This is a genomic window from Pseudomonas sp. CK-NBRI-02 (assembly GCF_008124495.1).
Classification (GTDB): Bacteria; Pseudomonadota; Gammaproteobacteria; order Pseudomonadales; family Pseudomonadaceae; genus Aquipseudomonas; species Aquipseudomonas guariconensis.
The window spans coordinates 208,702-230,718 of sequence record NZ_VSJH01000008.1 but is presented as its reverse complement, the minus strand read 5'-3'; the positions used below and the strand labels follow the sequence as shown (position 1 = coordinate 230,718).

The window sequence follows — 22,017 nt, the reverse complement described above, 5'->3', positions numbered from 1 at the left end:
TCTGCAACTCGAAATGCCTAATGGTTATAAATAAATCAATATTTATTCTTTTTGTTTTTAATCGAATGCAGGCACATTGAATCCATCGACCAGACACAGCACAGGAGCCCACCCCCATGAGCCTCAAACTCGGTGACATCGCCCCCGATTTCGAACAGGAATCCAGCGCCGGCAAGATCCGCTTTCACGAATGGCTGGGCAACAGCTGGGGTGTGCTGTTCTCCCACCCGGCCGACTTCACGCCGGTATGCACCACCGAGCTGGGCCTGACTGCCAAGCTCAAGGACGAATTCGCCAAGCGCGGCGTCAAGGCCATCGCCCTGTCGGTGGACCCGGTCGACTCCCACACCCGCTGGATCGATGACATCAACGAGACCCAGAACACCGTGGTCAACTTCCCGATCCTCGCCGATGCCGATCGCAAGGTGTCCGACCTGTACGACCTGATCCACCCCAACGCCAGCGACACCCTGACTGTCCGTTCGCTGTTCGTCATCGACCCCAACAAGAAGGTGCGCCTGACCATCACTTATCCGGCCAGCACCGGGCGCAACTTCAACGAAATCCTGCGGGTGATCGACTCGCTGCAACTGACCGACAACCACAAGGTGGCCACGCCAGCGAACTGGCAGGATGGCGACGAGGTGGTGATCGTGCCTTCGTTGAAAGACGAAGATGAAATCAAACAGCGCTTCCCCAAAGGGTACCGGGCGGTCAAACCCTATCTGCGCCTGACCCCGCAACCGAATCGTTAAGGAATCCTCGTTGCATTGCTCTTAGCCATAGCAGGGATCTTTGGGCCGTTTCGACGGCCCTTTTTTATGCGCGGAGATTAGTGGTGTCCCCTGTAGGAGCGTGCCGACCTCCAATGTGTCGGATATTTCCGAACCTCAAGCCAAGCGCTTCAGGCCTTTGCAGGTAACGACCTATCCTACGCACCTGCCGGAAGCCGCTGCATTGTTGGGGCAACACCCCGGGGATAACGTCGCCGGGTCGTCCTGTTTGGCGACCGGGTGTGAGAACCCGACTGCGTAGAGAGCTGGCCTTCCTGTTATGGCAGCCGTGCCCGGGCAGACTTCGGTCTGGCCGAGTTCCTCTTGCGCCTCGGTTTCTCACCCCGCGTGTACGGCTGCCACCCTACCTCGTGAGAAAGGCTCTGGTGGTGGTGATCCTGTAACCGCGCAGAGAGCTGACCATGGAAAAGCCCATTATCTGGAAAACCGCAGGCGTCCAGACCTGCCTGGACTTGTACCGCATCCAACCCGACATCCCCTTCCAACAAGCCTTCGACGAACTCTCCGTGTTGCTGGGGTGCATCCGCCATCTGACCTGCGAAGCGGAGATGGAAGGCGACCAGATGTCAGGCAGCGCCGCCCGGATCCTCAGTGCCATGGCCAAGGCACTGATCGACGATATGGAAGTTGGGATGAATCGGGGCTGTGATTAGTTGCTCCGAGGCACCTCTTCGCGGGTAATCCCGTGCCTAAAAGGATCACCGCCCACCCTGTGGAAGCGGGTTTAGCCGCGAATGCGTCAGTGCATTCCCCATCGCATCCACAGGAGTACCAGCGAAATCACTGAATCGACAAAATGGAATAAACAAATGAAAAAATATGATTTCTAGATATATATGACTGCCTGTTAATGTCGATTCCATTCCAGCGAGGCCAACTCCTCGCGGCCCTGCAATCGAATCGAAGGAAGCGTTTTTCATGCTGGTTGTTTCTCTCGGTGGTAGCCCCAGTACCCGTTCACGCTCCGGCGTGCTGCTCGAACGCTCGCGCCAGTGGCTGCAGGATCGTGGCGTGGAGGTGGTGACTTTCCAGGTGCGCGAATTCCCGGCCGAGGACTTGCTCCACGCCCGCTTCGACAGCCCACAGGTCCAGCACTTTCAGCAACTGGTCGCCCAGGCCGACGGCCTGGTAGTCGCCACGCCGGTGTACAAGGCGTCTTTCGCCGGTGCGCTGAAAACCCTGCTCGACCTGCTGCCTGAGCGCGCGCTGGAGCACAAGGTGGTCTTGCCGATCGCCACTGGCGGCAGCATCGCCCACATGCTGGCGGTGGATTACGCCCTCAAGCCGGTGCTGTCGGCACTCAAGGCGCAAGAGACCCTGCAAGGGATCTTCGCCGACGACAGCCAGATCGCCTACGGCGAGCACGGCAAGCTCGCGCAACTGGCCGCCGCACTCGAGGCGCGGCTTGAGGATTCACTGGAACTGTTCCACAGCGCCTTGGCCCGACGGCCCAAACCCGTGGCCCCGGGCGTGCTCAACGAACGCCTGCTCACTGCCCGCTGGAGCATCTGAGCCGGCATCACCGCTTCACCGTTTTCCCACCTTACTCGCCCGCCAACGGGCAAGCAGGTGCAACCCGAACCCAACTCGCACAGGAGAGCGCCATGCGCACAGTCTTCTTGCGTCGTGGTCTGGTCGCCCTGTTTGCGGCGGCTGTGTCCTTCGGCGCCATCACCCAGGCCCAGGCAGAAAGCCTGCGTATCGGTTATCAGAAATACGGCACCCTGGTGCTGCTCAAGGCCAAGGGGTCGCTGGAGAAGCGTTTGGCCGAGCAAGGCATCCAGGTGCAGTGGACCGAATTCCCCGGCGGCCCTCAGTTGCTCGAAGGGCTGAACGTCGGCTCCATCGACTTCGGCGTTACCGGCGAGACCCCGCCGGTGTTCGCCCAGGCCGCCGGTGCCGACCTGCTCTACGTGGCCTACGAGCCGCCAGCACCGCACAGCGAGGCGATCCTCGTGCCCAAGGGCTCGCCCGTGCAGTCGGTGAAAGACCTCAAAGGCAAGAAGGTCGCCTTCAACAAAGGCTCCAACGTCCACTACCTGTTGGTCCGCGCCCTGGAAGACGCAGGCCTCAAGTACAGCGACATCCAACCGGTCTACCTGCCGCCGGCCGACGCCCGCGCCGCCTTCGAGCGTGGCAGTGTCGATGCCTGGGTCATCTGGGACCCGTACCAGGCCGCTGCCGAACAGCAGCTGCAAGCCCGCACCCTGCGTGACGGCAAGGGCTTGGTCGACAACCATCAGTTCTACCTGGCCACCCGCAAGTACGCCACTTCACACCCGGCGGTGATCCAGACCTTGGTCGACGAGGTGCGTGCCATCGGCCAGTGGTCGCAGGCCAACCCGCAGGAGGTCACCGACCAGGTCGCCCCGCTGCTCGGCCTGCCTGCCGACATCACCCTCACGTCCGTCAAGCGCCAAGGCTTCGGTGCCAAGCCGCTCACGCCTGAGGTGGTCGCCGCCCAGCAGAAGATCGCCGACACCTTCCAGGCGCTGAAGCTGATTCCCAAGTCCTTGAGCATCAAGGACGTGATTTGGACACCCCCCGCCAAGGTCGCCACCGCGCCTTGATCGATTCGCTGCGGCCGGGGCTGCCCCCGGCCCGAGCCACCCTTGAGGAGACAACTCCAATGAGCCTTAACATTTTCTGGTTCCTCCCGACCCACGGTGACGGAAAGTACCTGGGCACCAACGACGGCGCCCGCGCGGTCGACCATGGTTACCTGCAGCAGATCGCCCAGGCCGCTGACCGCCTGGGCTTTGGTGGCGTGCTGATCCCCACCGGGCGTTCCTGCGAGGACTCCTGGCTGGTGGCCGCCTCGCTGATCCCGGTGACCCAGCGCCTGAAGTTCCTGGTGGCCCTGCGCCCAGGCATCATTTCGCCGACCGTGGCCGCACGCCAAGCCGCGACGCTGGATCGCCTGTCCAACGGTCGCGCGCTGTTCAACCTGGTGACCGGCGGCGACCCGGAAGAACTGGCCGGTGATGGTCTGCACTTGAACCATCAGGAGCGCTACGAAGCCTCCGTGGAATTCACCCGCATCTGGCGCAAGGTGCTCGAGGGTGAGGTGGTCGATTACGACGGCAAGCACATCCAGGTCAAAGGCGCCAAGCTGCTCTATCCGCCGATCCAGCAACCGCGTCCGCCGCTGTACTTCGGCGGATCCTCCGACGCTGCCCAGGACCTGGCTGCCGAACAGGTCGAGCTGTACCTGACCTGGGGCGAGCCGCCGGCTGCGGTGGCGGAAAAGATCGCTCAGGTACGTGAGAAAGCTGCCGCGCAGGGTCGCGAGGTACGCTTTGGCATCCGCCTGCACGTGATCGTCCGCGAGACCAACGAAGAGGCCTGGGCGGCCGCCGACAAGCTCATTTCGCACCTGGACGATGACACCATCGCCCGTGCCCAGGCATCCCTGGCACGTTTCGATTCTGTGGGCCAGCAGCGTATGGCCGCCCTGCACGGCGGCAAGCGCGACAAGCTGGAGGTCAGCCCCAACCTGTGGGCCGGCGTCGGTCTGGTGCGCGGCGGTGCCGGTACCGCGCTGGTGGGCGATGGCCCGACCGTGGCCGCACGGGTCAAGGAATATGCCGCGCTGGGCATCGATACCTTCATCTTCTCCGGGTATCCGCACCTGGAAGAGTCGTATCGGGTCGCCGAGCTGCTGTTCCCGCACCTGGATGTGCAGCGCCCCGAACAGCCCAAGAGCGGTGGTTACGTGAGCCCGTTCGGCGAGATGGTCGCCAACGACATCCTGCCCAAGTCCGTGGCGCAGAGCTGAGGGCCTGGCCATGAGTCGAGCAACTTCTTCCTGGTCGAAGCGCCTGGCACCCTGGGCCTTACCACTGCTGCTGTTGGCGGTGTGGCAGTTGGCGGTCGCCAGCGGCTGGCTGTCGACCCGCATCCTGCCGGCGCCGAGCGCGGTGGTCAGCGCCGGCGTCGAGTTGGTGCGCAGCGGCGAGATCTGGACGCACCTGGCCATCAGCGGCTGGCGCGCGGCCTTGGGCTTTGTGATCGGCGGCAGCATCGGCCTGGTGCTGGGCTTCATCACGGGTCTGTCGAACTGGGGCGAGCGTCTGCTCGACAGCTCGGTGCAGATGATCCGCAACGTGCCGCATCTGGCGCTGATTCCCCTGGTGATCCTGTGGTTCGGCATCGATGAGTCGGCCAAGATCTTCCTGGTGGCGCTGGGGACGCTGTTCCCCATCTACCTCAACACCTACCACGGCATCCGCAACGTCGACCCGGCGTTGGTAGAGATGGCGCGCAGCTATGGCTTGTCGGGCTTCGGCCTGTTCCGCCAGGTGATCCTGCCGGGCGCGCTGCCATCGATCTTGGTGGGCGTGCGCTTCGCCCTGGGTTTCATGTGGTTGACGCTGATCGTCGCCGAGACCATCTCGGCCAATGCCGGTATCGGTTACTTGGCGATGAATGCCCGTGAGTTCCTGCAAACCGATGTGGTGGTCCTGGCCATCGTCCTGTACGCCGTGCTCGGCAAGCTTGCCGACCTGGCCGCCCGTGGCCTGGAGCGTGTCTGGCTGCGCTGGCACCCGGCCTATCAACCGGCGAAGAAGGAGGGCGCATGACCGTGCTCAAGGAACAACCGCCGCGCTTGCTGCGCGGTATCCCCCTGGCGGTTCAGGGCGTGCGCAAGGCGTTTGGCCAGCGCGAGGTGCTGCGAGGCATCGACCTGCACATTCCGGCCGGCCAGTTCGTCGCTATCGTGGGGCGCAGTGGCTGCGGCAAGAGCACCTTGCTGCGCCTGCTGGCGGGCCTCGACCAGCCCAGCGCCGGCCAGTTGCTCGCCGGTGCCGCGCCCTTGGATCAAGCCCGCGAGGAAACCCGGCTGATGTTCCAGGACGCGCGCCTGCTGCCCTGGAAGAAGGTGATCGACAACGTCGGCCTGGGGCTGTCCGGCAACTGGCGCGCCGATGCGTTGCAAGCCTTGGAAGCGGTCGGCCTGGCCGAGCGCGCCCATGACTGGCCAGCGGCGTTGTCGGGCGGCCAGAAGCAACGTGTGGCCCTGGCCCGGGCACTGATTCACAAACCGCGCCTGTTGCTGTTGGACGAGCCACTGGGGGCGCTCGATGCCTTGACCCGGATCGAGATGCAGCAACTGATCGAACGGCTGTGGCACCAGCACGGTTTCACCGTGTTGCTGGTTACCCACGACGTCAACGAAGCCGTCGCCGTGGCAGATCGGGTGATTCTCATTGAAGACGGCGCCGTCGGCCTGGACCTGACTGTCGACCTGTCGCGTCCGCGAGCGCGTGGATCGCACCGCCTGGCGGCGCTGGAAAGCGAAGTCCTCAACCGTGTTCTCGCCGTACCGGGCACGCCGCCCGAGCCGGAACCTGTAGCCCCTTTGCCCACGCAGCTGCGTTGGGCGCACTGAACCCAAGAAGCCCTAGAGAAGGAATCACATCATGACCATCAAAGCCATCAACGTTCGCAACCAGTTCAAAGGCACCGTGAAGGAAATCCTCGAAGGCCCGGTGCTTTCGGAAATCGACGTACAGACCGCCTCTGGCATCGTCACCTCGGTGATCACCACCCGTTCCGTGCGTGAGCTGGAACTGCAGGTGGGCAGCGAAGTGATCGCCTTCGTCAAATCCACCGAAGTGTCCATCGCCAAGTTGTAAGGGTGATGGGGCGCTGTGCGCCCCTCGCGCGACGCAAGGCCGCTCCTGCAGGGTGCACGATGCCCGGCAGCAGTGGCCTTGTGTCGTGAGAGGATCCGCAGCGGTCCTGTGGTTCAGCGCTTGGGCAGGAACGGCGGCAGGTACAGCCCCAGGTACGCCTCGAACACTCGCTTGCCTTCCTCGGCCATGCGTGGGGTGATCTGTTCGTGCAGTTGCATCGAGCGCGCATAGACCCGGTCGCTCAGCTCCATGGCCAGGGCGAATACATCCACATCCCTGGGCATCGCCGGTAACTGGAAGTGCTGGTCGAACAGCTTGTGCATCAGTTCGCCCAGCTCCAGGTCGTGCTGGCGGTCGGCCTGCACCACTTCGCTCAGGCCATGTTGGGCGAGGATCAGTTGGCGTGCGGCCGCATCTTCGTTGTAGATGTCCAGCATGCGCTGCTCGATCAGCCGTGACAGGTCGTGCCAAGTACCGAACGCGCTGCTGTCGATAGGGGCGCTCAGGGCTTCGCGAAACGCCAGATGCACGTCAGCGGTCAAGGCTTCGAGCAGCGCCGGTACGCTGGCGAAGAAGTGGTACACCGAAGACGGCGGGATCTGTGCCCGCTCGGCCACACTGTAGATCGACAGGCCCGCCACGCCTTGATCGGCCAACAGTCCGCGCGCCGCGGCGAGGATCGCGTCGATCCTGGCCTGGCTGCTGGCGCGTGGCTTGCGCGGGCTGGTGGCGCGGCTCATCAGTTGCTGATGGCCAGGATACTGGCCTGATAGGCACCCACGAACAGGTCGAAGTCACCGACTTCCTGCTGCTCCAGGCGCGACTGCTCGGCCAGCGATTCGCGCGCCAGGGTCTCGAAGGCCTGCTGGCGCTCGACGCTCAGCGGTTGCTCGCGGAAGGTTCCGGCATGCAGGCGGCTTTGACGCAGGGAGAACTGGACAAAGGTTTCGTTGTGTTCGGCCATGCGCGCCAGCACCTGGGCCGACGGCGTCAGGGAGGCATCGTCGACCTTGGCCTGCTGTGCGGCCAACGCCTTGGCGTGTTCTTCGCCGCCCTGGGCACGGTCGAGCAGTTCGGCCAGTGGGGCGATACGGGCGATCAGCTCGCTGGCCCAATCCTTCAGCCCGATGGGCTGGCCGTTGCGACGAAGTTCGAGGCCCGGACGGCGGCCTTCCTTGACCACGGTGAGGAAGTTGTTGGTGCACTGGCCGCATTCGCCACTTTCGAGCAGCGGGCTGTCGTCCAGGGCGCAGAACAGCAGGAAGGCATCGAGGAAACGTGCCTGGGGAAGATCGATACCCACTGGCAGGAACGGGTTGATATCCAGGCAACGCACTTCGACGTACTGCACGCCGCGGGAGGTCAGGGCCTGGATCGGACGTTCGCCGGTATAGGTGACGCGCTTGGGGCGAATGTTCGAGTAGTACTCGTTCTCGATCTGCAGGATGTTGGTGTTCAGCTGGACCCACTCGCCATCCTTGTGCGTGCCGATCTCGACATAGGGCGGGTAGGGCGTGCCGACCGCCTTGCGCAGGCTGTCGGTGTAGCTGGCCAGGTTGTTGTAGCAAGGCGTCAGGCCAGCCTGGGCATTGCTCTGGTAGCCCAGGTCGCTCATGCGCAGGCTGGTGGCGTAGGGTAGGTACAGGGTTTCGGCATCCAGCTCTTCGAGCTGATGCGGGTGGCCACGCAAGAAGCCTTTGTCCAGGGCGGGCGATGCGCCGAACAGGTACATCAACAGCCAGCTGTAGCGGCGGAAGTTACGGATCAGGGCGATGTACGCCGCCGACTGATAGTCGCGGTCGTTTTCCTCGCTGCCTTCGGCTGCGCGCAGCAGCGGCCACAGCGCCTCGGGCAGGGAGAAGTTGTAATGGATGCCGGCGATGCACTGCATGGTGCGGCCGTAGCGCAGGGCAAGGCCCTTGCGGTAGACATGCTTGAGCTTGCCGATGTTGGAGGTGCCGTACTCGGCGATCGGGATGTCCTCCTCGGCCGGCAGCGTGCAGGGCATGGACGGGCTCCACAGGTACTCGTCGCCGAGCTTGGCATAGACGAAGCGGTGGATCTCGTCGAGGCTCTCGAGCACCTTGGCCGGGTCCGCCAGGGCGGGGGTGATGAACTCCAGCAGCGACTCGGAATAGTCAGTGGTGATCTGCTCGTTGGTCAGCGCCGAACCCAGGGCCTCCGGGTGCGGCGTTTGGGCCAGGCGACCTTCGTCGGTCACACGCAGGCATTCGCGCTCAATACCGTGCAGGCACTGCTTGAGCAGGGGGAGATTGGCGCCGAGCAGGCTCAGGCGGCGGTTGAGGAGTTCGCTCAAGATGTATTCCTTCACGCGTCAGTCGCCCCAATATGGGGGTAGGGATGACGGTCTACAAGGGTAGTTGGAAAAGGAACTGGCGTTGTCGCCTGGTTTGTCTGGGTTTTCAGCAGTGCCAGTGCCGACTGCGGCCGCGTCGCAGCCCATCGCAGGCCTCGCCATCACCCCCAGGACCTGATGTTTAGCCTGAGGACGCGGGCGAGGCCTGCAATGGGGCGCGCAGCGGCCCCGATACTCGATAACGCCGAAAATACCGCAGATAAGCCTTGGTGAGCTAGAGAACCGCGAAGGTTCCTTGTGCCTTGGCCACGCGCTTGTCGCCCTGGAATACGTCGGCGTCGACCACCAGTGTGCGGCGCCCGGCGTGCAGCACCTGGGCGGTGCACACGACTTCACCGTCACTGACTGCGCGCATGTAGTTGATCTTGCATTCGATCGTCACGCTCTGCTGATCGAAGCCATGGCTGGCCGAGCAGGCCAGGCCCATGGCGATGTCCACCAGGCTGAAGATTGCCCCGCCGTGCAGCTTCTGGCCGCGGTTGCGTAAGTGCGGCTCCAGCGTCAGGGCCACCTCGGCTACGCCCGTCTCCAGGCGTTGCAGGCGGCAGCCCAGGAGTTGGCTGAAGGCGCTTTCAACGTATTCGGCCGGGATCTGCATCACTTCTTCTTCAACTGCTTGGCGTTGGCGAACAGCGCGGCCATGGCGTTGTTGGCCGGTGCGGCTGCGGTTTCACGCGGGCGCGGTGCCTGTTGCTGGCGGTTGCCGCCATTGCCACGATTGCCACCACGGTTGCCTTCGACCTTCTCGCCGGGTGTGTCGCTCATGCGCATGGACAGGCCGACCCGCTTGCGCGGGATGTCCACTTCCATGACCTTGACCTTGACCACGTCGCCGGCCTTGACCGCCTCGCGCGGGTCCTTGACGAACTTTTCCGACAGCGCCGAGATGTGCACCAGGCCGTCCTGGTGCACGCCGATGTCGACGAAGGCGCCGAAGTTGGTGACGTTGGTCACCACACCTTCGAGGATCATGCCGGGCTCCAGATCCTTGAGGTCCTCGACCCCTTCCTGGAAGGTCGCGGTCTTGAACTCAGGGCGTGGATCGCGACCGGGCTTGTCCAGTTCCTGAAGAATGTCGGTGACCGTTGGCAGACCGAAGGTCTCGTCGGTGAACTTCTTTGGGTCCAGGCGCTTGAGGAACGCGCTGTCGCCGATCAGCGAGCGGATGTCGCGGTCGGTATCGGCGGCGATGCGCTGTACCAGCGGGTAGGCTTCCGGGTGCACCGCCGAGGCGTCCAGCGGGTTGTCGCCGTTCATTACCCGCAGGAAGCCTGCGGCCTGTTCGAAGGTCTTCTCGCCCAGGCGGCTGACCTTCTTCAGCGCCGCACGGGTGGTGAACGGGCCGTTGGCGTCGCGATGGGCGACGATGTTCTGGGCCAGGGTGGCATTCAGGCCGGAGATGCGGGTCAGCAGGGCCACGGAGGCGGTGTTGACGTCCACGCCCACGGCGTTCACGCAGTCCTCGACCACCGCGTCCAGGCCGCGCGCCAGCTTCACCTGAGAGACGTCGTGCTGGTACTGGCCGACGCCGATGGATTTGGGGTCGATCTTCACCAGTTCGGCCAGCGGGTCCTGCAGGCGTCGGGCGATGGAGACCGCGCCACGGATCGAGACGTCCAGGTCCGGGAACTCGCGGGCTGCCAGCTCAGAGGCGGAGTAGACCGACGCGCCGGCCTCCGAGACCATGACCTTGGTGATCTTCAGGGCGGGGTATTTCTTCACCAGCTCGATGATCAGCTTGTCGCTCTCGCGGCTGGCGGTACCGTTGCCGATGGCGATCAGCTCCACCGAGTGCTTGGCGCACAGCGCGGCGAGAATGGAAAGGGTGCGGTCCCAGTCATTCTTCGGAGCGTGAGGGTAGACCGTGGTGTGGTCGAGCAGCTTGCCGGTGGCATCGACCACCGCGACCTTGCAGCCGGTACGCAGGCCCGGGTCGAAGCCCAGGGTGGCGCGAGGACCGGCGGGCGCAGCGAGCAGCAAATCGTGCAGGTTATGGGCGAAGACGTTGATCGCCTCGCTCTCGGCGTTGTCGCGCAGCTCGCCGAACAAGTCGGTTTCCAGGTGGGTGTACAGCTTGACCTTCCAGGTCCAGCGCACCACTTCGGCCAGCCATTTGTCGGCCGGACGGTTGCGGTTTTCCAGGCCAAAGTGGTTGCCGATCATCAGCTCGCAGGGGTGCAGTGTGCCTGGCAGTTCCTCGCCTACCTTCAGCGAGGCGGTCAGCACGCCTTCGTTGCGACCGCGGAAGATCGCCAGGGCGCGGTGCGAGGGCACGCTGCGCAGCAGTTCGTCGTGGGCGAAGTAGTCGCGGAACTTGGCGCCTTCTTCTTCCTTGCCGGCGACCACGCGGGCGCTGAGCACCGCTTCCTGCTTGAGGAACACGCGCAGCTTGTCGAGCAGGGCGGCGTCTTCGGCGAAGCGCTCCATGAGGATGTACTTGGCCCCTTCCAGGGCGGCCTTGACGTCGGCCACGCCCTTGTCGGCATCGACGAAACGTGCCGCTTCGGCTTCCGGGGTCAGTTGCGGATCGTTGAGCAGACCGTCGGCCAGTTCGCCCAGGCCGGCTTCCAGGGCGATCTGGCCCTTGGTGCGGCGCTTTTGCTTATAGGGCAGGTAGAGGTCTTCAAGGCGGGTCTTGGTGTCGGCCAGCTTGATCTCGCGGGCCAGCTCCGGGGTCAGCTTGCCCTGCTCCTCGATGCTGGCCAGGATGCTGGCGCGGCGCTCGTCGAGTTCGCGCAGGTAGCGCAGGCGCTCCTCCAGGTGACGCAGCTGGGTGTCATCCAGGCTGCCGGTGACTTCCTTTCGGTAACGGGCGATGAAAGGCACCGTCGAGCCTTCGTCCAACAGGGCCACGGCCGCTTCGACCTGCTGCGGGCGAACGCCCAGTTCCTCGGCGATACGGCTGTTGATGCTGTCCATGAGAACCACCTGACAAATAATGAATGCTGGAGGCCGCAAGGGGGCATTCAGGCCCGGCGGCGCAGGGTGAAAGCGGCGCATTATACCCATCGTGCCGGGCTTGCGGTGATAGCGCCGGGCCAGCCTCGGCCAGGCGGGAAGTGGCGCCATGGGAAAAATCTGCTAACAATGCACACGGCACGCGTTGTCATGGCTACGCCATAATGCGCGGCGATACCAAAGGAGCTATTCATGACCAGCACCGCAAATACCGCTGAAGGCGAGAAGATTCTCATCGTCGATGACGATCCGGGGCTGAGCAGCCTGCTGGAACGTTTCTTCACCAGCAAGGGCTATCGTGCCCGCGCGGTGCCCAACACCGAGCAGATGGACCGCCTGCTGGCCCGTGAGGTCTTCAACCTGGTGGTGCTCGACCTGATGCTGCCCGGCGAGGACGGCCTCTCTGCCTGCAACCGCCTGCGCAAGGCCAACAACCAGATCCCGATCATCATGCTCACCGCCAAGGGCGACGAGCTCAGTCGCATCAAGGGCCTGGAGCTGGGGGCCGACGATTACCTGGGCAAACCTTTCAACCCGGACGAGCTGATGGCGCGAGTCAAGGCCGTGTTGCGTCGCCAGGCCCCGAGCGTACCGGGTGCCCCTGGCAGCGAGGACGAGACCGTCACGTTCGGCGACTACGAACTTTCACTGGCTACTCGCGAGCTCAAGCGTGGCGATGAAGTGCACATGCTGACCACCGGCGAGTTCGCCGTGCTCAAGGCGCTAGTCATGCACGCCCGCGAGCCGCTGACCCGCGACAAGCTCATGAACCTGGCTCGCGGCCGCGAGTGGGATGCGTTGGAGCGGTCCATCGATGTGCAGATCTCACGCCTGCGCCGCATGATCGAGCCGGACCCTTCCAAACCGCGCTATATCCAGACCGTGTGGGGTGTAGGCTACGTCTTCGTGCCGGACGGAAACGCCAGCAAATGAACATGAGCCTGCAGGCTTGCCATCACGCACCAGGGCGACCCGATGGGGTCGCCCTGTTTGCGTCTGGATCAGGCCCGCACCCTGTCGAGCCCCGCCCGTGAGCGCAGCGCAGTAGTTGTCCAGATGAAAACGCCTCTTTGGTTCCCGCAAAGCTTCTTCGCCCGCACCCTGTGGCTGGTGCTGATCGTCGTCCTGTTCTCCAAGGCCTTGACGCTGGTGTACCTGCTGATGAACGAGGACGTGCTGGTCGATCGCCAGTACAGCCATGGCGTGGCCCTGACATTGCGCGCCTATTGGGCCGCCGACGAGGAGAACCGCGACAAGATCGCCGAGGCGGCAGGGTTGATCCGGGTCACCGGCTCCGGTGTGCCGGAGGGTGAGCAGCATTGGCCCTACAGCGAGATCTACCAACGCCAGATGCAGGCCGAACTTGGCGATGACACCGAGGTGCGGTTGCGCATCCACGCGCCGCCTGCCTTGTGGGTCAACGCGCCGAGCCTGGGCCCCGGCTGGTTGAAGGTGCCTTTGTATCCGCACCCGCTGCGGGGGCAGAAGATCTGGAACGTGCTGGGCTGGTTCCTGGCTATCGGTTTGTTGTCCACCGCTTCGGCGTGGATCTTCGTGCGCCAGCTCAACCAGCCGCTCAAGCGATTGGTGTTCGCTGCCCGGCAGCTGGGCCAGGGGCGCAGCGTGCGGTTGCCGATCAGCGACACGCCAAGCGAGATGACCGAGGTGTACCGGGCCTTCAACCAGATGGCCGAAGACGTCGAGCAGGCCGGACGCGAGCGTGAACTGATGCTGGCGGGAGTGTCCCATGACTTGCGCACCCCCCTGACCCGCCTGCGCCTGTCGTTGTCATTGATGGCTAACGACAGTGAGCTGACCGATGACATGGTCCGCGACATCGAGGATATGGATGCGATCCTCGACCAGTTCCTGGCCTTCATCCGCGATGGTCGGGACGAGCCGGTGGAAGTGGCCGATCTGGGCGCACTGGTTCGCGAAGTCGTGGCGCCTTACAACCAGCCGGAGGAGCGGGTGCGCCTGTGCCTGGAGCCGATTCCGCCGTTCCCGCTGCGTCGGGTGTCGCTCAAGCGCATGCTGGGTAACCTGATCGGTAATGCCTTGCATCATGCGGGCAAAGGGGTCGAAGTGGCGGTGTACGTGTCGGGTGACCAGAGCGCGCCCTATGTGGTGCTCAGCGTACTGGACCGAGGGACGGGGATAGACGAGTCGGAGTTGGAGACCATCTTCAACCCCTTCATCCGCGGAGATCGTGCCCGAGGCGGCAAGGGCACCGGGTTGGGGCTCGCGATCGTCAAGCGGATCGCGGCCCAGCACGGGGGCAATGTCGAGTTGCGCAATCGTTCCGGTGGCGGAATCGAAGCGCGGGTAAGGTTGCCATTGGGGTTGCTGTTGCCTCGTAACGCCGTTTGATGCCCTGTCATGGCTCCGCGGCTGTGTTGGCTCAGCCCTTGCCTTTGGTTCGTGTCTGGTTCGGCCCGCCGTTCTTCTCCAGATGTTCGATGATCATCCCGGCCACGTCCTTGCCGGTGGTGACTTCGATCCCCTCGAGCCCCGGCGAGGAGTTCACCTCCATCACCAGTGGCCCGTGATTGGAGCGCAGGATGTCCACCCCCGCCACGCTCAAACCCATGACCTTGGCCGCACGAATGGCGGTCATGCGCTCTTCGGGGGTGATCTTGATCAGGCTGGCGACGCCGCCGCGGTGTAGGTTGGAGCGGAACTCGCCAGGCTTGGCCTGGCGCTTCATCGACGCGATGACCTTGTCGCCGACGACGAAGCAGCGGATGTCGGCACCGCCCGCTTCCTTGATGTATTCCTGGACCATGATGTTCTGCTTCAGGCCCATGAATGCCTCGATCACCGATTCGGCGGCCTTGGTGGTTTCGCACAGCACCACGCCGATGCCCTGGGTGCCCTCGAGCACCTTGATCACCAAGGGGGCACCGTTGACCATCTGGATCAGGTCGGGGATGTCATCCGGCGAATGAGCGAAACCTGTGATCGGCAGACCGATTCCGCGACGCGACAGCAGTTGCAGGGAGCGCAGCTTATCGCGTGAGCGGGCGATGGCCACCGACTCGTTGAGCGGGTAGACACCCATCATCTCGAACTGGCGCAGCACCGCGCAGCCATAGAAGGTGACGGACGCGCCGATGCGCGGTATGACTGCGTCGAAACCTTCCAGCGGTTTGCCGCGATAGTGGATCTGCGGTTTGTGGCTGGCGATGTTCATGTATGCGCGCAGGGTATCGATCACCACCATCTCGTGACCACGCTGGGTACCGGCTTCGACCAGGCGGCGGGTGGAATACAGACGCGGATTGCGCGACAGCACAGCGATCTTCATGCAGCACCTGTGACAGGGGAAAGGGTGGCCGGAAAGGCCGGTTTGTCCTGAACGTACTTAAGGCCAGGATTGACTACCAGCTGGCCGTGAATCAGCGCCTTGGAACCGAGCAGCAGGCGATAGCGCATGTTTTTGCGACAGGCAAGGGTGAACTCCACCTCCCAGACCCGGTCGCCCAACGCCAGCGGCGTACGGATCACATAGCGGACCTGGGCTTGGCCGTTGGAGCTCTTGATGGTTTTCATCGTGACCAACGGGGCTTCGCAGCGACGGTGGCGAAGTTGCACCACTGACCCCAGATGAGCGGTGAAGCGCACCCAGGACTGGCCGTCGCGCTCGAACGGTTCTACGTCCGTGGCGTGCAGGCTGGAGGTGCTGGCGCCGGTATCGATCTTGGCGCGCAGGCCCGCCAGGCCGAGGTCGGGCAAGGCGACCCACTCGCGCAGGCCGATTACAGTCAGATGGTCAAATGTCTTCACGAAACACGCCCTGCGAATGAGGTGGTGAACTGTAAGCACGGCACGGACTTTTTGCATCCGCAAGTTACGGTAGTACAGTTCCGTGAAAGACAGAATTCGAGGTAATGGGATGGCCCACAAAGCGGAAGAAGACGACAAGGTACGCCTGGATAAATGGCTATGGGCGGCGCGGTTCTACAAGACCCGGGCCCTGGCCAAGGCGGCCATTGAGAGTGGCAAGGTGCATTGCCGGGGAGAACGCTGCAAGCCGGGCAAGGAGCCTCGGGTAGGTGACGAATTCGTGCTGCGTACCGGATTCGATGAACGTACCGTAGTGGTCAAGGCCTTGTCGGATGTACGTCGCGGAGCGCCGCAGGCGCAGGCCTTGTACGAAGAGACCGAAGAAAGCGTACGGCGTCGTGAACAGGCTGCCCAGATGCGCAAGGCTGGCGCGCTCGGTGTGACCACCGATGGGCGGCCGACCAAGAAGCAGCGGCGCCAGATTCATCAGCTGCATGGCAGTTATGAATGAGTAGGGGCCGCAGCGCGGCCCCGAAGGCCATTCAGGCCGTGCGAATGACGCTCATCCTGCCCACCAGCGGCAATCGTGCCAGCCAGCTGAACAACGGGGCGGTCCATCGCAGCAACGCCGCACTGGCTTTTGCCGCCAGCGGTGTGTAGCAGCTCCAGCCCAAGGCCAGCACGGCCATCAGCAATCCGCCGATATAGTCGTCCTGCCCCCAATGGGCGCCTGCCACCAGGCGCGGCAGCATGAACAGCAATGCCAGGCCCCAGATCACCAGCCGCTGCAGCAGGGTGCGGCTGAACAGGGTCATGAACAGCGCCCAGATCAACAGCACCGAAGCGTGATCGCCCGGGAAACTCTGGCTGGAGCGATCCTTCAGTTCCCACTTGGCTTCCAGATTCGGGTAGTAGTCGCTCAGATGGACTACGTTGTCGAAGACCATCGATGGGCTGTTGTGTTGCCAGCCCATGATCGCCACCCACTTGGAAAACAGTACGCGAACCACCACTAAGAGGAGCAGCGTTACCAGAAAGCCGAAGAAGGCTTCGCGCACCTGGGTCGCCTTGAACACCCAATTGCCCCGGATCAGCAGGGCCAGCAAGATCAAGCCGACGACAATATCGAAAGGACGCAGACTGCCGATCGTCCAGACATATCGCCAGAGGGTATTGTCGGCCAACGGCGCGTTGAGGCTGTGGAACAGCCACTCGTCTAAAGTCAGACACAGGATCTGGCCAAAAGGCCATAACCAGAAACACAGTAGAGCAACAGGCAGCAGGGTACAGGCTACGAGGGGTCCCCAGGACCACCTTGCTTGGAACAGTGGTCGATTGTCCATAAAATACCTCTATTACCAACGGGGTTAAGAGCGTCTCGTGGACGCTCTGCCACGGGAGTCGTAATTCCCTGTAACCATTTTGTCATCATTTTTAGATAGCCAAAACCTATGAGCGATTTGCCGGATACCGACTTCACCCAGCGTTTCATCTTCGACGACCGCGATATCCGCGGCGAGTGGGTGGCGCTCGAGCAGAGCTATGCCGACGTGCTGGCCCGTCATCCTTACCCTCAGCCGGTCGCAGTGCTGCTGGGTGAACTGATGGCGGCGACCGCGCTACTCGTGGGCGCACTCAAGTTCGATGGCCTGCTGGTGCTTCAGGCGCGTTCTCAGGGGCCGATTCCGCTGTTGATGGTCGAGTGCTCCAGCGATCGCGATATCCGCGGCATGGCGCGCTACGAGGCGGACCAGATCCCGGCCGACGCGACCCTGGCCCAGCTGATGCCTGACGGTCACCTGACCTTGACCATCGATCCGGTCAAGGGCCAGCGTTACCAGGGCACCGTGGACCTCGATGGCGCCAACCTGTCGGAGTGCTTCACCAATTATTTCGTCCAGTCCCAGCAGCTCAACACGCGCTTCTGGCTCGACGCCAAGGGTGGCAAGGCCCGTGGCCTGCTGCTGCAGCAGTTGCCAGTCGATCGCCAGCGCGACGAAGAAGAGCGCGAGGGCAGCTGGCAGCATGTCGTGGCCCTGGCAGGCACCCTCAAGCCTGAGGAGTGGTCTCTGGACAACGAAACCCTGCTGCACCGCCTCTACCATGAGGACGCCGTGCGTCTGTTCGACATCGAGCCCCTGCGCTTCCATTGCAGCTGCTCGCGCGAGCGTTCCGGCAATGCATTGGTGAGCCTTGGAGAAGAGGATGCCAAGGCATTGGTGGAAGAGTGTGGTGGCAAGGTCGAGATCGATTGCCAGTTCTGCAACGAGCGCTATTTCTTCGACGCGAGCGATGTGGCGCAATTGTTTGCAGGTGGTGGCACCGAGGCACCGTCAGATACTCAGCACTGAAACGGTTCACTACAGGAGAAACTCCTGTCGAATTGCGCAAAAGCGCAGTTCTGACAGGAGGGGCCTACTTTTTTTGGGCTTTTCTGGCATAATCCGGCCACTTTTTTCGCTGTAGTAGTTTGAAATAGACAACTACAAAACGTTTGGAGCACTCGGCCTTGGGCCGGATGGGGTATCTCATGACGCAAGCCAACAACACCGTGTACACCGACCTGACCGTCGATGAGCTGGTAAAAGAAGCGCTGTCCCGCGGTGAAGGCGAGCTGGCCGATACTGGCGCACTGGTTGTGAAAACCGGTCATCGTACCGGCCGTTCGCCGGCTGACCGTTTCATCGTCGACGAGCCCAGCACCTCCGGTGCCATTGCCTGGGGGCCGATCAACCGCAAGTTCCCGGCTGACAAGTTCGATGCTCTGTGGGCTCGCGTCGAGGCGTTCAACAACGCCCAAGAGCACTTCGTTTCCCACGTTCACGTAGGCGCTGCCGCCGAGCACTACCTGGCGGTCAAGATGACCACCCAGACTGCCTGGCAGAACCTGTTCGGCCGTTGCCTGTTCATCAATCCGGCCCAGTACAACCCGGCCGGTCGTGAAGAGTGGCAAGTGCTCAACGTCGCCAATTTCGAATGCGTTCCAGAGCGTGACGGCACCAACTCCGATGGTTGCGTGATCATCAACTTCGCCCAGAAGAAAGTGCTGATCGCTGGCATGCGTTACGCCGGCGAAATGAAAAAAGCCATGTTCTCTGTGCAGAACTTCCTGCTGCCAGCTGCCGACGTTCTGCCGATGCACTGCGCCGCCAACATCGGCGAAGCAGGTGATGTGACCCTGTTCTTCGGTCTGTCCGGCACCGGCAAGACCACCCTGTCGGCCGACGAGAGCCGTTACCTGATCGGTGACGACGAGCACGGTTGGGGCGAAGGCGTTGTCTTCAACATCGAAGGCGGCTGCTACGCCAAGTGCATCGACCTGTCCGAGAAGAACGAGCCGGTCATCTGGAAAGCCATCAAGCATGGCGCGGTGCTGGAAAACGTCGTTCTCGACGACGCCAAGCACGCCGACTACGCCGATGGCAGCCTGACCCAGAACAGCCGCGCCGCCTACCCGTTGGAGCACGTCGAGAAGCGTTCCGAGAAGAACCTGGGCGGCGAGCCGAACGCGGTCATCTTCCTGACCTGCGACCTGACTGGCGTTCTGCCTCCGGTTTCGATCCTGAACAATGAGCAGGCGGCCTACCACTTCCTGTCCGGCTACACCGCGCTGGTTGGTTCCACCGAGATGGGTTCGGGCGGCGGCATCAAGTCCACCTTCTCCACCTGCTTCGGCGCTCCGTTCTTCCCACGTCCGGCTGGTGAGTACGCTGAACTGCTGATCAAACGCATCAAAGGCTTCGGCTCCAAGGTCTACCTGGTCAACACCGGCTGGACCGGTGGTGGCTATGGCGTTGGCAAGCGTTTCAGCATCCCGACCACCCGTGCCGTGATCGCTGCGATCCAGAGCGGTGCCTTGATCGGTGCCGAGACCGAGCACCTGGACATCATCAACCTGGATGTGCCGAAGGCCGTTCCGGGCGTCGAAACCGTCCTGCTCAACCCACGCAACACCTGGGCTGACTCGGCTGCCTACGACGAGGCCGCCAAAGGCCTGGCCAATCTGTTCATCGAGAACTTCAAGAAGTTCGACGTCTCCGAGGCCATCAAGGCCGCTGGCCCGCAGCTATAAGCACGCGAGCACGGACGAAAAAGCCGCCCCTCGGGGCGGCTTTTTTGTTTCTGGTCCTGAGCCGATGGTATGGTCACTGGAGCAATCGAGGGCTTGTCCGGTGATTGGGCTGCTGGGCAGCCCAACTGCTCCTAATGACGGCCGCAACCTTCACTCGCGTAACCAAGCCTGGGTAACCTATGACCGAATCCCCTCAGCGCAGCCATTTCAACCACTTCCATCCTATCCTCACCCGCCCCCACGACAACGACATCAATGGTCATATTGCCGGCGCGACGGTGCATGGCTACTTCGAGACGGCCATCCAGGCGTTTCTCGTCGAGCAGGCCGAGCTGGACTTGCGCGAGGGTGAACTGGTGGGCGTGGTGATCAGCTCGGCGGCGCAGTTCTATGCCTTGCCAGGGTTTCCCGATGTGCTCGAAGTGGGGTTGGGCGTGGTGCGCCTGGCAGGTAGCACGGTGGAGTACCACCTGGCGCTGTTCCGTCCAGGCGAGCCGCAAGCCTGTGCGGCGGGGACGGTGGTGCAGGTCTTCGTGGAGCGTGCCTCCGGCAACCCGGTGACCTTCCCCGACGCCCTGCAGGCGTCCCTGGCGGGCTTGCAGTTCAACGGCTGAGCCGCAAAGTCGACACCAACGAAAAGGCCCTGCCGGTCAGGGCAGGGCCTTTGCTTGACTGAATGATCAGTCGTCGTAACGCCAGTGGCGTTTGTGCTTGCGATGGCCGTAGTGATGGCCACGGTCCCAGTGACGGCGGCCGTCGTAGTCACGACGGTAGCGGCGGTCGTGACGATCGTCATCGTCGGCCTTGTTGCCCAGGTAGTTACCCAGGGCACCACCGGCACCACCACCTGCGGCTGCACCGATATGGCTACCGGTAGTGCCGCCCATCGAGCGACCGATTACGTTACCGCCGGCCGCGCCCAGTGCGCCACCGATGGCGGCCTCACCGCGCTGACGCTTGTCGGCACCCAGGGCACCGCCGGCCGCACCGCCCAGGCCGGCACCGATGGCGCCGCCGGTGCTACCACCGATGGAGTTACCTACTACGGAGCCGAGTACCCCACCCAATGCGCCGCCAATGCCGGCCTCGGTATTGCCACCGGCCATGGCAACGCCGCTGAGCAAGCTGAAAGACAACAACAGAATCGAGGAGTACTTCTTCATCGAGAGAGCCTCATAGGGATGACGAGGCGAATTTGAGGCTCGGCGAGGCGGCTGGCAATGGAAATCCGACGAGTAGCACGACTTGTACACAATTCTCTAACTTCTTGTTTTTTAGGTGAAACTTTCTCAAATTTTGCTTGTCTGAAGCTACTTGAGACAAAGCCCTGGCCGTTGCGCACAGGGCTTTTTTTATGGCTGTTCGCCAGCTTTCGAACAGAGGGGGGAGGCCGCGGTCTCGGGCGCGTTCATCCCTGCGACTGCTGCGCCACAGGGCTGTATACCCGTGGTGCGCTGTGTTTGGGCAAGTGGATGAGATTGAGATTGTGCTTACGCGCCCATTGCAGGGCCAGGCCGGTCGGTGCCGAGAGGCTGACCAGGGTCTGGATGCCGGCACGCAGGACTTTCTGGATCAGTTCGAGGCTGCAACGGCTGGTGACGATGGCCAGGCCACCCTCAGTATCGATGCGTTGGCGCAGCAACGCGCCGATCAGCTTGTCCAGCGCGTTGTGGCGCCCGATGTCCTCACGGCCTAGTAGCAGCTCGCCGTCACGGTCCATGAACAGCGCCGCATGCACCGCGCCGCAGTGCTGCCCCAGGGGCTGGAAGGCATCGATGCGCTGGCGCAGCCCGGCCAACCAGTGCGCAGGAGGCAGGGGCGCACCGGGCAGCGTGGCCAGCTCGGGTAGCGCCTGCTCCAGGGCTTCGACGCCGCACAGACCGCAGCCGCTGGTGCCGGCTAGCTGACGGCGCTGGTTCTTCAGATTCCAGAAGGCGCGGCTGGAAATTTCCAGGTCGGCGTAGAGCGCCGAGCCACTACCGGAGAGCTTCACGTCATAGATTTCGTCGGTGCTGGCGACGATACCGCTGCCGACGCTGAACCCGACGGCGAAGTCTTCCAGATGGGTAGGGCTGACCAGCATCACCGCCTGGTTCAGACCGTTGTAGACGATGGCCAGAGCCACCTCTTCGGCGAGCGGCGTGCTGTCGCGCACCTCGTCGGTGAGTTGTACGTAGTCGTAGGTATTACTGGCGGCAGGCAAGGCAAGAGGCATGGACGCCGCACAGACTGGGGGTTTGCTGTTCATCGGAGCGGATTACCGGCGGCTTGTTACCTGCACAAGCCTAGGCTTGCAGGCGGGCGACGTCTAGTCGCTAGGTTCTATCCCCTGATAGAGGACGTCGATTGGCTTGGCGAGGCGGATTGGCCAAGTCTGTCCTAGACTCCTGC

The 22,017-nt window shown here is 63.0% G+C and carries 23 protein-coding genes; 14 read left to right on the top strand and 9 right to left on the bottom strand.

Features of this window, described 5'->3' with window-relative positions; all coding sequences use genetic code 11:
• The first annotated feature begins 116 nt into the window (after positions 1–116).
• The 8 genes from DQ397_RS08875 to DQ397_RS08840 all read left to right on the top strand — a co-directional run bounded on the left by DQ397_RS08875 (position 117) and on the right by DQ397_RS08840 (position 6,433).
• Positions 117–755 (top strand): peroxiredoxin, encoded by a 639-nt coding sequence (locus tag DQ397_RS08875; RefSeq protein WP_043208283.1) that lies wholly within the window; start codon positions 117–119, stop codon positions 753–755.
• A gap of 440 nt (positions 756–1,195) precedes the next feature.
• Positions 1,196–1,447 carry a DUF3077 domain-containing protein gene (locus DQ397_RS08870; RefSeq protein ID WP_043208284.1) on the top strand — a complete coding sequence of 84 codons (252 nt, stop codon included), beginning with the start codon at positions 1,196–1,198 and terminating at the stop codon, positions 1,445–1,447.
• A gap of 265 nt (positions 1,448–1,712) precedes the next feature.
• Positions 1,713–2,306 (top strand): NADPH-dependent FMN reductase, encoded by a 594-nt coding sequence (gene ssuE / locus DQ397_RS08865; protein ID WP_043208286.1) that lies wholly within the window; start codon positions 1,713–1,715, stop codon positions 2,304–2,306.
• Positions 2,307–2,398: 92 nt separating this feature from the next.
• Entirely contained in the window at positions 2,399–3,364 is a 966-nt protein-coding gene (locus tag DQ397_RS08860) for a sulfonate ABC transporter substrate-binding protein (RefSeq protein WP_043208287.1), read from the top strand.
• 59 nt (positions 3,365–3,423) lie between these two features.
• Positions 3,424–4,572: an FMNH2-dependent alkanesulfonate monooxygenase gene (gene ssuD, locus DQ397_RS08855; protein WP_043208289.1), complete on the top strand. Its 1,149-nt coding sequence runs from the start codon at positions 3,424–3,426 to the stop codon at positions 4,570–4,572.
• 10 nt (positions 4,573–4,582) lie between these two features.
• Positions 4,583–5,377 carry an aliphatic sulfonate ABC transporter permease SsuC gene (ssuC, locus tag DQ397_RS08850; protein WP_043208290.1) on the top strand — a complete coding sequence of 265 codons (795 nt, stop codon included), beginning with the start codon at positions 4,583–4,585 and terminating at the stop codon, positions 5,375–5,377.
• Positions 5,374–6,186, top strand: a complete 813-nt coding sequence (gene ssuB, locus DQ397_RS08845; protein WP_043208292.1) for an aliphatic sulfonates ABC transporter ATP-binding protein — start codon at positions 5,374–5,376, stop codon at positions 6,184–6,186. The genes ssuC and ssuB overlap by 4 nt, the downstream gene beginning before the upstream one ends.
• 31 nt (positions 6,187–6,217) lie before the next feature.
• Positions 6,218–6,433, top strand: coding sequence for a molybdopterin-binding protein (locus DQ397_RS08840; RefSeq protein ID WP_003255829.1), 216 nt, complete (start codon positions 6,218–6,220; stop codon positions 6,431–6,433).
• A 113-nt stretch (positions 6,434–6,546) separates the two neighbouring features.
• On the opposite strand, the gene DQ397_RS08835 is transcribed toward DQ397_RS08840, so the two are convergent.
• From DQ397_RS08835 to DQ397_RS08820, 4 genes are all read right to left on the bottom strand, one after another.
• Positions 6,547–7,173 (bottom strand): TetR/AcrR family transcriptional regulator, encoded by a 627-nt coding sequence (locus DQ397_RS08835; RefSeq protein ID WP_043208293.1) that lies wholly within the window; start codon positions 7,171–7,173, stop codon positions 6,547–6,549.
• Entirely contained in the window at positions 7,173–8,750 is a 1,578-nt protein-coding gene (gene gshA / locus DQ397_RS08830) for a glutamate--cysteine ligase (protein WP_167358080.1), read from the bottom strand. The genes DQ397_RS08835 and gshA overlap by 1 nt, the downstream gene beginning before the upstream one ends.
• A 274-nt stretch (positions 8,751–9,024) precedes the next feature.
• Positions 9,025–9,408: a PaaI family thioesterase gene (locus DQ397_RS08825; protein WP_052352403.1), complete on the bottom strand. Its 384-nt coding sequence runs from the start codon at positions 9,406–9,408 to the stop codon at positions 9,025–9,027.
• Positions 9,408–11,729, bottom strand: a complete 2,322-nt coding sequence (locus tag DQ397_RS08820; protein WP_043208296.1) for a Tex family protein — start codon at positions 11,727–11,729, stop codon at positions 9,408–9,410. Before DQ397_RS08820 ends, DQ397_RS08825 begins: the two co-directional genes overlap by 1 nt.
• Before the next feature lie 231 nt (positions 11,730–11,960).
• Between DQ397_RS08820 and ompR the strand changes: the two genes are divergently transcribed.
• Together ompR and DQ397_RS08810 are read left to right on the top strand one after the other, a co-directional pair.
• Positions 11,961–12,701 (top strand): two-component system response regulator OmpR, encoded by a 741-nt coding sequence (gene ompR, locus DQ397_RS08815; protein WP_043208299.1) that lies wholly within the window; start codon positions 11,961–11,963, stop codon positions 12,699–12,701.
• A gap of 123 nt (positions 12,702–12,824) precedes the next feature.
• Positions 12,825–14,138 (top strand): ATP-binding protein, encoded by a 1,314-nt coding sequence (locus tag DQ397_RS08810; RefSeq protein ID WP_043208365.1) that lies wholly within the window; start codon positions 12,825–12,827, stop codon positions 14,136–14,138.
• 31 nt (positions 14,139–14,169) lie between these two features.
• Here DQ397_RS08810 and rimK read toward each other — a convergent pair whose 3' ends face one another.
• Entirely contained in the window at positions 14,170–15,075 is a 906-nt protein-coding gene (gene rimK / locus DQ397_RS08805; protein ID WP_043208300.1) for a 30S ribosomal protein S6--L-glutamate ligase, read from the bottom strand.
• Positions 15,072–15,554, bottom strand: coding sequence for an ATP-dependent zinc protease (locus DQ397_RS08800; protein WP_043208301.1), 483 nt, complete (start codon positions 15,552–15,554; stop codon positions 15,072–15,074). The genes rimK and DQ397_RS08800 overlap by 4 nt, the downstream gene beginning before the upstream one ends.
• A gap of 109 nt (positions 15,555–15,663) precedes the next feature.
• On the opposite strand from DQ397_RS08800, the gene DQ397_RS08795 reads away from it, so the two are divergent.
• The gene (locus tag DQ397_RS08795; protein ID WP_043208302.1) at positions 15,664–16,065 is read left to right on the top strand and encodes an RNA-binding S4 domain-containing protein; all 402 of its coding nucleotides are present in this window, start codon (positions 15,664–15,666) and stop codon (positions 16,063–16,065) included.
• Between the two features lie 31 nt (positions 16,066–16,096).
• Here DQ397_RS08795 and DQ397_RS08790 read toward each other — a convergent pair whose 3' ends face one another.
• Positions 16,097–16,897 carry a phosphatase PAP2 family protein gene (locus DQ397_RS08790; protein WP_043208304.1) on the bottom strand — a complete coding sequence of 267 codons (801 nt, stop codon included), beginning with the start codon at positions 16,895–16,897 and terminating at the stop codon, positions 16,097–16,099.
• Between the two features lie 108 nt (positions 16,898–17,005).
• Here DQ397_RS08790 and hslO point away from each other — a divergent pair, with 108 nt between their 5' ends.
• The 3 genes from hslO (at position 17,006) to DQ397_RS08770 (ending at position 20,240) form a co-directional block, all read left to right on the top strand.
• Positions 17,006–17,905, top strand: coding sequence for an Hsp33 family molecular chaperone HslO (gene hslO, locus DQ397_RS08785; protein ID WP_043208307.1), 900 nt, complete (start codon positions 17,006–17,008; stop codon positions 17,903–17,905).
• A 179-nt stretch (positions 17,906–18,084) separates the two neighbouring features.
• The gene (locus DQ397_RS08775; protein WP_043208309.1) at positions 18,085–19,626 is read left to right on the top strand and encodes a phosphoenolpyruvate carboxykinase; all 1,542 of its coding nucleotides are present in this window, start codon (positions 18,085–18,087) and stop codon (positions 19,624–19,626) included.
• A gap of 179 nt (positions 19,627–19,805) precedes the next feature.
• A complete protein-coding gene (locus tag DQ397_RS08770) occupies positions 19,806–20,240 on the top strand; it encodes a thioesterase family protein (protein ID WP_043208311.1) in 435 nt (144 codons plus the stop codon).
• Positions 20,241–20,306: 66 nt separating this feature from the next.
• On the opposite strand, the gene DQ397_RS08765 is transcribed toward DQ397_RS08770, so the two are convergent.
• Positions 20,307–20,789 (bottom strand): glycine zipper domain-containing protein, encoded by a 483-nt coding sequence (locus tag DQ397_RS08765; RefSeq protein ID WP_043208314.1) that lies wholly within the window; start codon positions 20,787–20,789, stop codon positions 20,307–20,309.
• Positions 20,790–21,034: 245 nt separating this feature from the next.
• Positions 21,035–21,874, bottom strand: a complete 840-nt coding sequence (gene fdhD / locus DQ397_RS08760) for a formate dehydrogenase accessory sulfurtransferase FdhD (protein ID WP_043208317.1) — start codon at positions 21,872–21,874, stop codon at positions 21,035–21,037.
• Positions 21,875–22,017 lie beyond the last annotated feature (143 nt).